At 58.7% G+C, this 13,787-nt stretch carries 10 protein-coding genes; 4 read left to right on the forward strand and 6 right to left on the reverse strand.

What is annotated here, in order from left to right; genetic code table 11:
- Nucleotides 1-3 precede the first annotated feature (3 nt).
- Entirely contained in the window at nt 4-1,200 is a 1,197-nt protein-coding gene (locus AQ621_RS11205) for a class I SAM-dependent rRNA methyltransferase (RefSeq protein ID WP_058341514.1), read from the forward strand.
- Between the two features lie 92 nt (nt 1,201-1,292).
- Here AQ621_RS11205 and AQ621_RS11210 read toward each other — a convergent pair whose 3' ends face one another.
- Nucleotides 1,293-1,949, reverse strand: coding sequence for a histidinol-phosphatase (locus tag AQ621_RS11210; protein ID WP_058341515.1), 657 nt, complete (start codon nt 1,947-1,949; stop codon nt 1,293-1,295).
- A gap of 171 nt (nt 1,950-2,120) precedes the next feature.
- Between AQ621_RS11210 and AQ621_RS11215 the strand changes: the two genes are divergently transcribed.
- From AQ621_RS11215 to AQ621_RS11225, 3 genes are all read left to right on the forward strand, one after another.
- On the forward strand, nt 2,121-2,633 hold the full coding sequence (locus AQ621_RS11215; RefSeq protein ID WP_022989890.1) for an RNA pyrophosphohydrolase: 513 nt from the start codon (nt 2,121-2,123) through the stop codon (nt 2,631-2,633).
- Nucleotides 2,634-2,662: 29 nt separating this feature from the next.
- Nucleotides 2,663-4,969, forward strand: a complete 2,307-nt coding sequence (gene ptsP / locus AQ621_RS11220) for a phosphoenolpyruvate--protein phosphotransferase (RefSeq protein ID WP_022989889.1) — start codon at nt 2,663-2,665, stop codon at nt 4,967-4,969.
- Nucleotides 4,970-5,056: 87 nt separating this feature from the next.
- The gene (locus AQ621_RS11225) at nt 5,057-6,298 is read left to right on the forward strand and encodes a patatin-like phospholipase family protein (protein ID WP_058341516.1); all 1,242 of its coding nucleotides are present in this window, start codon (nt 5,057-5,059) and stop codon (nt 6,296-6,298) included.
- A 77-nt stretch (nt 6,299-6,375) separates the two neighbouring features.
- On the opposite strand, the gene hslU is transcribed toward AQ621_RS11225, so the two are convergent.
- The 5 genes from hslU to AQ621_RS11250 all read right to left on the reverse strand — a co-directional run bounded on the left by hslU (nt 6,376) and on the right by AQ621_RS11250 (nt 13,766).
- On the reverse strand, nt 6,376-7,707 hold the full coding sequence (gene hslU / locus AQ621_RS11230; RefSeq protein WP_058341517.1) for an ATP-dependent protease ATPase subunit HslU: 1,332 nt from the start codon (nt 7,705-7,707) through the stop codon (nt 6,376-6,378).
- Between the two features lie 11 nt (nt 7,708-7,718).
- Nucleotides 7,719-8,249 (reverse strand): ATP-dependent protease subunit HslV, encoded by a 531-nt coding sequence (gene hslV / locus AQ621_RS11235; protein WP_058341518.1) that lies wholly within the window; start codon nt 8,247-8,249, stop codon nt 7,719-7,721.
- 279 nt (nt 8,250-8,528) lie between these two features.
- Nucleotides 8,529-9,164, reverse strand: a complete 636-nt coding sequence (locus tag AQ621_RS11240; RefSeq protein ID WP_058341519.1) for an SPOR domain-containing protein — start codon at nt 9,162-9,164, stop codon at nt 8,529-8,531.
- Nucleotides 9,165-9,171: 7 nt separating this feature from the next.
- Nucleotides 9,172-10,857 (reverse strand): arginine--tRNA ligase, encoded by a 1,686-nt coding sequence (gene argS, locus AQ621_RS11245; RefSeq protein ID WP_058341520.1) that lies wholly within the window; start codon nt 10,855-10,857, stop codon nt 9,172-9,174.
- A 143-nt stretch (nt 10,858-11,000) separates the two neighbouring features.
- Nucleotides 11,001-13,766 (reverse strand): hypothetical protein, encoded by a 2,766-nt coding sequence (locus tag AQ621_RS11250; protein WP_145840279.1) that lies wholly within the window; start codon nt 13,764-13,766, stop codon nt 11,001-11,003.
- Nucleotides 13,767-13,787: the final 21 nt, after the last annotated feature.

Raw genomic sequence — 13,787 nt, forward strand, 5'->3', positions numbered from 1 at the left:
TTGATGGACTTTCCCGTTCTCTACCTGCGCAAAGGCGCAGAACGCCGTCTCCGTGCCGGCCACTTGTGGGTATACAGTAACGAAGTAGACACCCAACGCAGCCCGCTGCCCGGGTTTGAGCCCGGCTCACAGGTGCAGGTGCGTGCTTCGAATGACAAGCCCATGGGTATCGCCTTTGTGAACCCTCATGCGTTGATTTGCGGCCGGCTGATCAGCCGGGATGCGGATCATGGCATGACGCCGAAGCGCTTAACCGACCGCATGGAGGCAGCACTGAGTCTGCGGGAAAGATTGTTTCACAAACCGTTCTACCGCTGGGTCTTTGGCGACAGTGATGGCTTGTCGGGCCTGGTGGTCGACCGCTTTGACGACGTGGTGGTGGTGCAAATCTCCACCGCTGGCATGGAGCAGATGAAAGACGCCATCGTGCGAGCCGTTCAGCGCCTGGCCCATGCCCGCATTATCGTGCTGAAAAACGATGGCAAGATGCGCAAGGTGGAAGGCCTGGATACCTACGTGGAATTTGCTCATGGCCCGGAAGCCGACACCGTTCTGGTAGAAGAAAACGGCGCCCGCTTTGAAGTGCCATTGGCTGGCGGCCAGAAAACCGGCTGGTTCTACGACCACCGCATGAACCGCCAGCGCCTTCAGGCCTATGCGCCCGGCAAGAAAGTGCTGGATGTGTTCAGCTACGTGGGTGGTTGGGGTATTCAAGCGGCTTGTGCGGGTGCATCCCAGGTGACCTGTGTAGACGCGTCTTCATCGGCAGTGGATGCGGTGCATCACAATGCCAAACTGAACGGGCTGGAGAACGTAGACACGATTGAAGGCGATGCCTTCGACGCCCTGAAAGCCCTGGCAGACGAGAAAGAAAAGTTCGACATCGTAGTGCTGGACCCGCCCGCACTCATTCCCCGCCGCCGGGATCAGAAAGCGGGTGAACAGGCCTATGCTCGCCTGAATCAATTGGGGCTCAGGCTGCTGGAGCGTGATGGATTGCTGGTATCCGCATCTTGCTCCATGCATTTGTCCCAGGAAAAACTGATCGACATTATCCGGGGCAGCGGCCGCAAGATCGACCGGTTTGTGCAGCTGCTGGAGCAGGGCCATCAGGCGCCTGATCATCCGATCGTGCCGGGGATTCCGGAGACCGACTATATCAAGTCGTGCTTTGTGCGTTCCCTGACCGGGTTTTTGTGATCGCCGCCAGGGGAGAATGGCGGTAGAGAAGGGTGGGGTCTGACCCGTAGGGTCAGACCCCTTTGTATCCGTCAGGGTTGGTGCACCAAGCCTTACCCCCGCAGCGACATCACCGCCCAGCCATTCGCAATAGCCGTCTTCTCCAGCGTCGGGTCCGGGTCCACCGCCACCGGATTCTCCACCTTCCGCAACAGCGGCAAGTCGTTGTGGGAGTCACTGTAGAACCAGGCTCCGTCCAGGCTCTCGTTATGGGCGGCCAGCCAGTCATTCAGCCGCACCACCTTGCCTTCCTGGAAGCTCGGCGTACCTGCCACTTCGCCGGTGAACTTGCCGTTTACCAGCTCCGGTTCCGTAGCAATCAGGTGCTCTACGCCCAGTAACTCGGCAATCGGTTCGGTAATAAATCGGTTAGTGGCGGTGATGATCATCAGCGTATGACCCTGCTCGCGGTGCTCTGCCAGCAGTTTCGCGGCCTTGTCTTGCATCATCGGCTGAACTTTCTTGGCCATAAAGGCTTCGCGCCAGCTTTCCAGCTCATCCATGCTGTGCCGGGTTAACGGTGCCAGTACAAAGCGCTGATAGTGGAAAACGTCCAGCTCGCCGTTCAGGTATTCCTCGTAAAAGCGGTCATTGGCCCGCTTGTACTCTTCGGCATCCACCATGCCTTCTTCCACCAGAAACTCACCCCATGCGTGGTCGCTGTCACCATTGAGCAGGGTGTTGTCCAGATCAAAAATTGCGAGCGTCAAGCCGTTTCCTCCCATCGTTACAGGCTTCGTAGCAAGGCGCACAGTCTAGCATGACCTGCCGCCAACGGCTCCGTTTGCCGAACCCTTGGGATTCTGTAAGAATGAGAGCAACTTGGACAATTTCCGCCGGTTACAAATTAACCGGCAGCCGACTTTAACGAGGACTGTGCCGTGATCGACTCAGACGGTTTCAGACCCAACGTCGGAATCATTCTGGCCAACCACAGGGGAGAAGTTCTCTGGGCAAGGCGAATAGGGCAGGACTCCTGGCAGTTTCCGCAGGGTGGTATCAAGCACAATGAATCACCGGAAGACGCGCTGTATCGGGAGCTTGGAGAGGAAATCGGCCTCAGTGCCAGCGATGTGGAAATCATCAGCTGCACCCGGGGCTGGCTGCGATACCGTCTTCCGCGAAGGATGGTACGCCACAACTCGCACCCCGTTTGTGTGGGGCAAAAACAGAAATGGTTCCTGCTGAGGATGTTATCGCCAGACGCGCATGTACGCGTGGATGGCACGGATTCACCGGAGTTCGACGGCTGGCAGTGGGTAAGCTACTGGTATCCGTTGGGGCAGGTGGTCTCATTCAAGAGAGAAGTATACAGACGTGCGCTGAGAGAACTGGCTCCCAGACTGTTCCATAACATGGAACAGTGGCATCGGAGTGAGCAGAACCGGCGTTGAAGGAACATCAGAAATGACGGACTGACTCCATGCTGAGCATCCTGCGAAGTCTAGTACAAGAGGTGAACAGCGCCCGCGATCTGAACGAGGCGCTGGAGATCATCGTATCGCGGGTGCAGAAAGCCATGAACACCGAGGTTTGCTCCGTTTATCTGCTGGACCCGGCCTCCAACCGTTACATCCTGATGGCCACAGAAGGCCTGTACAAAGATTCTGTGGGCAAGGTCAGCCTGGCCTATTCCGAGGGTCTTGTTGGCCTGGTGGGTTCCCGCGAAGAACCCATCAACCTGGAAGACGCCCCTTCCCATCCGCGCTACCGCTACTTTCCTGAAACCGGTGAGGAACGATTCCGTTCCTTCCTCGGTGTGCCCATTATCCACCACCGCCGCGTACTTGGCGTGCTGGTCGTCCAGCAGCGGGAAAGCTCCCGGTGCTTTGATGAAGGGGAAGAAGCATTCCTGGTTACCGTATCAGCCCAACTGGCCGGGGTGATCGCGCACAGTGAAGCCACGGGCGCGATCAGCGGCCTGTCGCTTACCGGTGAAGAAACCCAGGACGTCAGCTTCAACGGCGTGCCCGGTGCTCCGGGTGTGGCCATTGGCACCGGCGTGGTGGTTTACCCCGCGGCAGACCTGGACCTGGTGCCCGAGAAGCCTACCGAGGAGATCGAGCAGGAACTGGCGCTGTTCCAGTCCGCCGTGCAGGCAGTACGGGAAGATATCGAACGGGTAGCGAACCGGCTCGCGTCCCAGCTGCGCCCGGAAGAGCAGGCGCTGTTCGACGTCTACTTGCGCATGCTCAGCGACGAAGCCCTGCCCGGCGAGGTGGTCAACAAGATCCGCGAGGGTATCTGGGCCCAGGGCGCTCTCAAACAGGTGGTTCAGCAGTACATCCGGCATTTTGAAATGATGGACGACCACTACCTGCAGGAGCGGGTGGTGGATATCCGGGATCTCGGCCGCCGCCTGCTGTCACACTTGCAGGAAGGTGAGCAGAAGCACCTGGAATATCCCGAGCATACGATACTGGTCAGTGACGAAATCACTCCGGCTATGCTCGGGGAAGTACCCAAAGGCCAGCTTGTGGGTCTGGTATCCGTAAAAGGCTCCAGTAACTCCCACGTGGCCATCCTGGCCCGGGCCATGGGTGTGCCCACGGTGATGGGCCTGGTGGATATTCCGGTGAACCAGCTGGATGGCAGGGAACTGATTGTCGACGGTTTCGAAGGGCAGATTTTCGCCTCGCCCTCGGCGGATCTGCGGGCCTTCTACCAGGCTATTTGCGACGAAGAAAACGAGCTGATTCGCGGCCTGGAAGCCCTGCGGGACAAACCCTGTGAAACCACCGACGGCCACCGGGTCGCGTTGCTGGTGAATACCGGCCTGATGACCGATGTATTGCGGTCGCTTTCCCATGGCGCCGAGGGTATTGGTCTGTACCGAACCGAAGTGCCGTTTATGATCAAGGACCGCTTCCCCTCCGAGCAGGAGCAGCGGGAATATTATCGGGAGCAGCTGGAAGCCTTCGCCCCCAACCCGGTTACCATGCGTACCCTGGACATCGGCGGCGACAAGGCCTTGACCTATTTCCCCATCCAGGAAGAAAACCCGTTCCTGGGCTGGCGTGGCATCCGGGTTACCCTGGACCACCCGGAAATCTTCCTGGTACAGGTGCGGGCCATGCTCAAGGCCAGCGAGGGCCTGAACAATCTGCAGATCATGCTGCCCATGATCAGCAACATTTCCGAGGTGGAGGAGTCCCTGCACCTGATTTACCGGGTTTACCACGAGGTTCGGGAAGAAGGTTACGACATCCACATGCCCAAGGTGGGCGTGATGGTGGAAGTGCCGGCTGCGGTGTACCAGATTCGCGAACTGGCCGAGCGGGTGGACTTCCTGTCGGTCGGCTCCAACGACCTCACCCAGTACCTGCTGGCGGTCGACCGAAACAACCCCCGCGTGGCCCAGCTTTACCACTCTTACCACCCGGCCGTGTTGCAGGCACTGGTACGGATTGCACAGGACGCCCACTCCGTTGGCAAGCCTGTGGGAATCTGTGGCGAGCTGGCCGGTGATCCGGGCGGTGCCTTGTTGCTGATGGCCATGGGCTACGATTCCCTGTCTATGAACGCAGCCAGCCTGCCCAAGGTGAAATCGGTTATTCGCAGTATCGACCGGGAATGGGCGATCCAGTTGCTGGAAGATGTATTGCTGCTGGATTCTCCCCATGTGATCAAGAGCTGCGTTGACCTGGCCATCCGAAATGCCGGTTTCGGCCGCTACCTGCGGCCGGTGAAGTCCTCTCCCGTTGCACTGGCGGAACAGGCCGTTTCCTGATTTTTCGGTGGTTATAGGGTGCGCACTCTAAAAACCGTTGTTAGGTTAGTAGGGTAAATTCGCTGCAGTAACCGTGAAGGACAGCCGATGAAGCAGTCGACCGAGCTTAAATCCGCACCACGCATAGGCCTCGCCCTTGGCGGCGGCGGCCCGTTGGGCGGTATTTATGAAATCGGTGCCCTGCGGGCGCTGGATGAAGCGCTGGACGGCCTCGACTTCAACAATGTGGATGTCTACGTAGGCGTGAACTCCGGCTCCTTTGTGGCCGCCAACCTGGCCAACCAGGTGACCACCGCCCAGCTGTGCCGGATCTTTGTGCGCAACGAAGCCGAAGTGCACCCCTTCCATCCGGAAGTGTTCTACCGCCCGGCGCTCCGGGAATACGGTAACCGCTTGCTGGCCGTGCCGAAGCTGATCTCCACCGCCATCAGCCGTTTCGTCAACAACCCCTACGACCAGAGCCTGCTGGAAGCCATGACCATCCTGGCCCAGGCCGCGCCTGCCGGGCTGTTCGACAATGAAGGCCTGCATGATTACCTGCGCCGGGCGTTCACTATGCTGGGGCGTACTAACGACTTCCGGCAACTGAAGCACCGGCTGTATGTAGTGGCTGCGGATGTAGAAAGTACCGAAGCCGTGTGTTTCGGAGCGCCGGGTTTTGACCACGTGCCCATTTCCAGGGCGGTACAGGCCAGCACGGCCTCTCCAGGCTTGTATGTGCCGGTAGACGTAGACGGCCGGTACTATGTAGACGGCACCCTGAGAAAAGGCCTGCATGCATCCGTCGCTTTCGAGGATGGTGCGGACCTGGTGCTGGCGGTTAATCCGCAAGTGCCCATCGATGCCAGCGCCGCCGTGCGGGCCGGCACCATGCAGCCGGGCGATCTCACCCGCTCGGGCATGCCCAACCTGCTGTCCCAGATGTTCCGCACCATGGTTTATTCGCGAATGCAGTCGGGCATTGCCCAATACGCCCGGGATTACCCGGACAAAGACATCCTGCTGTTTGAACCCACCCGGGACGATGCCAAGCTGTTCTTCTCCAACGTATTCAGCTTCCAGAGCCGCCGCATGGTGTGCGAACACGCCTACCAGATGACCAGGCGGGACCTGCTCAGCCGGGCCGATGAACTGGAACCGAAACTGGCGAAATACGGCATCAAACTGCGTCGGGACCGCCTGGAAGACGAACAGCGCACCATCTCCACCAGCCTGTATGGCGAACTGTTACCGCTGTACGTGGCCAAGGGCCGCAAGAAGCAAGCCGAGAAGGGCAAGCTGGCCAGCGGGCTGAGTAACGTTACCCATCTGTTTTCCCGGGCCCAGTAGGGCCGGGTCAGCGTTCGGGCACAAAAAAGGCCGGACGGGATAACTCCCTCCGGCCTTTTGCTTACCTGGCTGTCGGCTTACAGGATATACCGGCTCAGGTCTTCGTCTTCTGCCAACTCGCCCAGTTTCTCGTCGACATAGGCGGCGGTGACTTCGAACACCTCGGTTACCTTGTCGCCGGCATCGTATGACAGGCTTTCCAGCAGGCGCTCCAGTACCGTATGCAAGCGGCGGGCGCCGATGTTTTCGGTAGTTTCGTTCACCTTGTAGGCCACTTCCGCAATACGGGCGATGGCATCGTCTGCAAACGTCAGCTTCACGCCTTCGGTGCCCATCAGGGCTTCATACTGCTGCACCAGCGACGCGTCCGGCTCGGTCAGGATGCGTTTGAAGTCGTCCGGTGTCAGCGCTTGCAGCTCTACCCGGATCGGCAGGCGGCCCTGTAGTTCCGGAATCAGGTCAGAGGGCTTGGACAGGTGGAACGCACCGGAGGCGATGAACAGAATGTGATCGGTACGCACGGCACCATACTTGGTGCTTACGGTGCTGCCCTCGATCAGCGGCAGCAAGTCACGCTGTACCCCCTCGCGGGAGACATCAGACGAGGTGTTCTCGGAACGCTTGGCCACCTTGTCGATCTCGTCGAGAAACACAATGCCGTTCTGCTCAACGGCCAACAGCGCTTTCTGCTTGATCTCTTCCTCGTTCACCAGCTTGGCGGCTTCCTCGTCCTTGGCCAGTTTCAGGGCATCTGCCACCTTCATCTTCCGGGTCTTACGCTTATCGGACGACAGGTTGGAGAACATGCTCTGCAGCTGGTTGGTCATCTCCTCCATGCCGGGAGGCGCCATAATCTCAACGCCGGCGCCGCTGCTGCGCAGGTCGATCTCGATTTCCTTGTCGTCCAGCTCACCTTCGCGCAGTTTCTTGCGGAACATCTGGCGAGTGGCGGAATCGTTGCTGGTACGCTGGCTGTCTTCGTTGAAATCCCGCGCCGGCGGCAGCAGGGCATCCAGAATGCGGTCTTCGGCCGCGTCCAGGGCACGGTTTTCGTGCCGTTTCATCTCCTTCTCACGGAGCATCTTGACGGCCATATCCGCCAGGTCCCGGATAATGGACTCCACATCCCGGCCGACATAGCCCACTTCGGTAAACTTGGTGGCTTCTACCTTCAGGAAGGGCGCGTCGGCCAGCTTTGCCAGGCGGCGGGCAATCTCCGTTTTACCCACGCCGGTGGGGCCGATCATCAGGATATTCTTGGGGGTAATCTCGTCACGCAGGCTGCTGTCCAGCTGCATCCGGCGCCAGCGGTTACGCAGGGCAATGGCCACGGCACGCTTGGCTTCCTGCTGGCCCACGATGTGTTTGTTAAGTTCGTGAACGATTTCACGGGGAGTCATTGCAGACATGGTCGCTCCGGTCAGTCTTTGATGGGCAGCACTTCCAGAGTGCGGTTCTGGTTGGTGTAGATGCAGATGTCGCCGGCAATCTCCAGCGCCTTCTCTGCAATCTCGTGGGCGCTCATATCGGTATTCTCAAGCAGTGCCCGCGCCGCCGCCTGGGCAAAGGACCCGCCGGAACCAATGGCAATCAGGCCCTGTTCCGGCTCGATGACATCACCGTTACCGGTAATAATCAGCGACGCAGTCTTGTCGGCGACGGCCAGCAAGGCTTCCAGCTTGCGCAGGGCCCTGTCACTACGCCAGTCTTTGGCCAGCTCCACCGCCGCGCGGGTGAGGTTGCCCTGGTGTTTCTCCAGCTGGGCTTCAAAGCGTTCAAAAAGGGTGAAGGCGTCTGCAGTGCCACCGGCAAACCCGGCAATAACCTGGCCGTTGTACAAACGGCGAACTTTGCGGGCGTTCCCTTTCATGACGGTGTTGCCCAGAGAAACCTGGCCATCGCCGCCCATGGCGACTTCGTCGTCCCGGCGGACGGAAACTATGGTAGTCATTTTGGCTCCAGTTGCCTGTGTGAAAAATCGTATTTCAGGTTTATGGAGGCAGCTGGCGGGAATTCAAGTGGCCCAGGTTTGGCGGCTTTGGTCGCGGGGGAGGGACAGGTTTGGGGGCGGCTTTCCAAAAACCGCTCCTTGCGGCACATCCCTGTGGCGCTTCTGCTCCGCCATCCATGGCTCCGCAAATTTTTGGAAAGCCGCCCCCAAACCTGTCCCCGAGCAATGTGCTGGCCCGCAGGCAAGCCCCCCGCGCTTTAAGAGGTTGTGTCGGAAGCTTTAGCCTTCTTTGGGAACCTTACGCACCAAGGGCTGGATATTGATGGACACCAGCTTGTCCACAGCCGAATTCATCTGGCTGCGTGAGGTGAACGGCCCGACATTCACCCGGTACCAGACTCCGCCATTATCCTGTGTGATCTGCTGAACGTGGGCGCGTAGCCCCTGAAACGCGATTTGGGCGCGCTGGCGCTCAGCGTCTTCCTTGCTGCGGAAGGAACCGGACTGGAGGATGTAGTCGAACGCCGTTTTGGCCGGCCCCGGGGTGTACTCCTGTACTTTCGGCGGCACCACCTCGGATTCCGGCAGCATTTCATAGAAGCGGAAATTCTGCTCTTTTTGCCGGGCAGCGTCCTGCCTGGCCTTGGTGGCCGCAGGGCTTGCTTGTTGCTGGGCCGGCGCTGCCTGTTTCGGCGCTTCCGGGCCTGCAGGCAGGGTGTTCAGGTAAACAATAAAACCGATAAAGCCACCAACAGCGGCCAGAGACAGAACCCACTTCAAGGACAAACTCCCGTGCTGCCTGTGCGCAGGGGCGCTGCGCTTGGGTTTTGGTGCCTTGCGGGCGGCGGCTTTCTGCCTGGGGGCAGCGGCGCCTTTGCCCGCGGGGCGATCCTTTTTGGCGTAGTCTCTGGCCATGGCCGGCTTACATCTCTTCCGGTGCGCTCACGCCCAGCAAGTCCAGGCCGTTGGCAATCACCTGGCGTACTGCCAGGTAAAGGCTCACACGGGCGTCCCGCAGGGCTGTGTCTTCAATCAACACCTTGTGGGCGTTGTAGTAGGTGTGGAACTGCCCGGCCAGCTCACGCAGGTAGTGGGTGAGGTGGTGCGGCTCGCGCTGGGCGGCGGAATTGGCAATCAGCTCCGGGTACTTGGCCAGCTGGTTGGCCAGTTCTTTTTCTTCGTCCAGGGTCAGCAGGCTCAAATCGCCCACACATTCGTTCAGGCCCCGCTGTACGCCTTCGGCCGCCAGTTTGCGCAGTACGCTGCAAATCCGGGCATGGGCATACTGGATGTAATAGACCGGGTTTTCATTGGTCTGGGAGCGGGCCAGGTCGATATCGAAGGTCAACTGGGAATCCACGCGGCGCGCCGCCAGGAAGAAACGGGTAGCGTCGCGGCCCACTTCGTCGATCAGGTCCCGAACGGTCACGTAGCTGCCGGCACGCTTGGAGATCTTTACCTCCTGGCCAGAGCGGGTCACCATTACCATCTGGTGCAGAACGTAGTCCGGCCAGCCCTGGGGGATTTCGGCTTTCAGTGCCTGCAGGCCGGCGCGTACACGGGTGACCGTGGAGTGGTGGTCCGCGCCCTGTTCGTTGATCACGGTTGTAAAACCGCGCTGCCACTTGTCCAGGTGGTAGGCCACATCCGGCAGGAAGTAAGTGTAGCCACCGTCTTTCTTGCGCATCACGCGGTCTTTGTCGTCGCCGAACTCGGTGGTTTTCAGCCACATGGCGCCGTCCTGTTCGTAGGTGTAGCCGTTGGCTTTCAGGCGCTCAACGGTGGCTTCTACCTTGCCATCTTCGTACAGGGACGATTCCAGAAAATACACATCGAACTGAACGCCAAAGGCTTTCAGATCCAGGTCCTGCTCCCGGCGCAGGTAAGCCACGGCGAATTCGCGGATGGCGTCCCGGTCGTCCGGATCGGCCTGGGCGGTCACTTCCCGGTCGTCGGCGATCACGGTTTCGCCGGCCATATAGGCGTTGGCTACGTCGACAATGTAGTCGCCCCGGTAGCCGTCTTCCGGCCAGCTTTCGTCTTCCGGTGTCAGGCCTTTAACGCGGGACTGAACCGACAGGGCCAGGTTGTTGATCTGGGCGCCGGCGTCGTTGTAGTAGAACTCGCGGGTAACATCGTAACCGTTGGCTTCCAGCAGGCGGCACAGGCAGTCGCCAATAGCGGCGCCACGGCCGTGGCCTACGTGCAGCGGGCCGGTGGGGTTGGCAGACACAAACTCCACCTGAACCTTCTCGCCCTTGCCGGTGTTGTTGCGGCCGAACTGCTCCGCTTCATCCAGAATGCTGTTCACAATGCCGAACGCGCTGGCGGTGCTCATGAAAAAGTTAATAAAGCCCGGCCCGGCAATCTCTACCTTCTCCACGGCCGCGCTTTCCGGCAACGCTGCCACCAGTGCCTCGGCCAGCTTTCGCGGCGGGCAGCCAGCCGCCTTGGCAGCCATCAGGGCAATGTTGCAGGCGTAATCGCCGTGGGATTTGTCCTTGGTGTTACCCACCTGGGGGGTAAAGGTCTGGTCAGCCGGCAGGGTGCCTTCGGATTGCAGGGCAGCCAGTGCGGACTGGAGAAGCTCGGATACGGTCTCTTTCATGCGTCAGATGACTCGGTGTTCAGGAGAATGGATACAGGGCAGGGCGCCCGTTGAAATCAGAAGGGGCGTATTATCGCGGAAAGTTTGGGTGTAAGCAAAAAGCCCGGCGCTGAGGCCGGGCTTTTGTCTATCACTTTGCTTGATTACAGTTCGTCTGCTCGATCGGAGGCTGGCACGCCTTCTGGTGGTGTGGCCGTCACGATCAGGCGCATCGGCTCCGTCCGATCCGGGTCCGGCTCCACAAAGGTGCAACCGGTGAAGGAGTAGGGGGTCGCCAGAAGTGCGCTGGATGAACCGAGCTCAAACGTATTGCTGGTAGAGGGCAGCAAGGTACCGTTCGACACCTCAAAGGTCAGTGTTGTGCCTACGGGCGGCGAGTTCCGCACGCCATCGTTAAGGATTTCAACCCAGGCTTCTGCACAGAACGCGCCACCCGTTACGGGAATGGTGTTGCTATCCAGTGCAACCTGGATGTTGGCAGAGGTGGACATCAGCATGGGGACTTGCGTGTCTATTTCACCGGTGCTGCCGTCGCTCAGGCGCCCCTGGGTGTAAGCGCGAACCGTTGCGAACTTCTCGGCGTCGTTCTGGCTATCGATTCCGAGGCTCTCCCAGGTAATGGTGCAACGGCCTTCGTTGTCCAAAACACACTCGGGATCAATTGTTCCCTGATCGGTTTCAAAGTTAACCACAGTGTTGCCGCGAATGCGGTTGCCCTGATCATCCGCCGCCAGCAGAGTCAGCTGTACCTGAACACCGTCTTTGCCCTGAGTATCCGGTGCAAAGTTGCTGGTGCTGATAGAGAAGCGCTCTTCAAACGGCAGCTTGGAGTTGACGGCAATCGGAGCCGAGTAGGTTTGCAGCAGGTTGCCATCCGCATCGGTATAGCTGGCAATCACACGGAAGACGACGTTGTCGAAGCCCTCAATGGATTTGATCTTGACCTCGGCGTAGCCAGAATCGTCAGTCTCGCCGCCATTGACTGGCTCCAACAGGGCAACATCGACTGCGCCTGGATTATCAAGCGAGAAGGAGACAATCTCCCCGTCAACACCGTTACCTTGATTGTCCGTGAGTTGAACGCGCAGAGTAGATTCTGTTTTGCGATCTGCCTGGGAATACCAGAACGGCGCGATGGACGCAGGGTCAGGAAGCTCCGCGCTTAGAGAATTCGCCGGCAGCTCAGCCAGTTCTATGGTCGCTTCCGCGATTGCGGTAAAGCCTTCAACACCTGTGAGCTCGGCGCGAACCAGGTCTTCCATCAGTGAGCCGCAGCTCTGCGCTGTGTAAAGAACCTCAATATAGCCAAGGTTAACGGACGCATTGTCCACAGAAAGTGGGGAGGTGGCGGCACCAGGCTGCTCTCCGCACTGAGAGGTAAACTCTACTGTCAGCGGCTGGCCCTTGACCTGAGCCTCAGTCACGGCGTCGGCGATTGACAGATAGAGCTTGGTCTGAACGCCCAGTGGCAAGGCGGTGTCCCGGGTGTTGCCGATTACGCCAGCATTAAAGGTACCTGCGTCGTCAAAGTAACCAAGTGCCAGCTCCTGGCCTTCTTTGGCAGCAATATTGACCGTTGTGGATGCAAAAGTATCTGTCCCGCCAATTCGGGCGTAGATGGTGTCCTCGCCAACGCAGCCTTGTGCCCGGTACGTGCTGATCAGCTCCCCTGATTCTGTGTTGCCGGTACTGTCAATCGTGGCCAGGCCAGAATCCAGACAGGTAGAGAAGAACTCGATAGAGCTCTCGAAGCCGGTTAGCTGCTCAATGAAGTTACCGGTGTCATCAACCTTGGCGATGACTGAGCGGATGTCGGTGCTTGGCTCGGCTTCCGTGTTGTAATCCAGCTCAGATTTGCTGGCAGCAATACTATCTGTAAACAACCCGGCATTATCGTAGGAGCCGATGGCCAGATTGGTGTCAGAGACAATGATGTCTGCGCTGGCCTTGAGGGTGTTATCGCCATTCAAAAATACGAGTACGTTGTCGGTTCCCAGGCAGTCGGGGGCTGCATTGTAAGTAGCAAGAATTGCTCCGCTGTTAGTTACGTTTGTGCCAGAGATGCTTGCGCGGCCAGCGTCAATGCACATTGATGTGAATTCGGCAGTGTATGCAACGCCGCTGGCAGGCTGGCCATCGGTTTGAATGTTTACGATAATATCGGTTGATGCTTGATTGGAGGCATCCAGCACCAAGGCAGGTTGCTCGACCCTGATGACGCCTGGGTGGAATGTTCCTGCAGCGTCAAGCGATCCGACTTCTGTAGTTCCTGGGGTTGTTGTGCCTCCTGCCGGACTGACTGAAAACGTGACTTTTGCAAGGTTTTCGGAGTCCTCGTTCAATTTCGCATAAAGTACATCATCATTTCCTGCGCACGCCGCCAGGGGGGTGTATGTTGCTAGTACAGTTCCCGCCTCGGTTGTGATTTGGCTGTTATCCATTTCAGCCCAGCCCGCTGCCAGACAGCCCGAGAAAAAGCGCACCGTGTTTTCAATGCCCGTAGCTAATGCGTTGTCATTTTCCGGGTCAACTATTTGCAGGGCAATCCGTGTGCTTCCGGTGGTTTCGCTGTCGACAGTAAGGTTAGTCAGGTCTGTGCTGATGTCGCCTTTAACGAATGTGCCGGAAACATTGCTGCCGAGTATGAGGCCGGCTTGTGGATTGTTGTCTGTATCTGTGCCTCCGGTGTCGGTATCGTCCGTATTTGTATCGTCTGGAGAAGCAGCCCCCCCACCAGTGGTCGTGTCATCCTGGCCAGTATTCACATTAACAATCGGAGTAGAATTCTCATCCCCCCCACAAGCCGCCAAAAAAACAGCCAGCGACAACGCCGACGCACGCGCAAGGAATTTCCCTGACATTTTTATATCTCCAGTGTTCGTTACAGCAAAAGCCTTTTCGCTGCGCATTCCCTGCACGAGAACCGCAAC

Source organism: Marinobacter sp. P4B1, assembly GCF_001447135.1.
Classification (GTDB): Bacteria; Pseudomonadota; Gammaproteobacteria; order Pseudomonadales; family Oleiphilaceae; genus Marinobacter; species Marinobacter vinifirmus.

What these genes read in the sequence shown, in the direction of transcription:
- AQ621_RS11205 (WP_058341514.1), top strand. Translation starts at nt 4, where the DNA reads ATGGACTTTCCCGTTCTCTACCTGCGCAAAGGCGCAGAACGCCGTCTC.
- ptsP (WP_022989889.1), top strand. Translation starts at nt 2,663, where the DNA reads ATGCTGAGCATCCTGCGAAGTCTAGTACAAGAGGTGAACAGCGCCCGC.
- AQ621_RS11225 (WP_058341516.1), top strand. Translation starts at nt 5,057, where the DNA reads ATGAAGCAGTCGACCGAGCTTAAATCCGCACCACGCATAGGCCTCGCC.
- hslU (WP_058341517.1), bottom strand. Translation starts at nt 7,707, where the DNA reads ATGTCTGCAATGACTCCCCGTGAAATCGTTCACGAACTTAACAAACAC.
- hslV (WP_058341518.1), bottom strand. Translation starts at nt 8,249, where the DNA reads ATGACTACCATAGTTTCCGTCCGCCGGGACGACGAAGTCGCCATGGGC.
- AQ621_RS11240 (WP_058341519.1), bottom strand. Translation starts at nt 9,164, where the DNA reads ATGGCCAGAGACTACGCCAAAAAGGATCGCCCCGCGGGCAAAGGCGCC.
- argS (WP_058341520.1), bottom strand. Translation starts at nt 10,857, where the DNA reads ATGAAAGAGACCGTATCCGAGCTTCTCCAGTCCGCACTGGCTGCCCTG.
- AQ621_RS11250 (WP_145840279.1), bottom strand. Translation starts at nt 13,766, where the DNA reads ATGCGCAGCGAAAAGGCTTTTGCTGTAACGAACACTGGAGATATAAAA.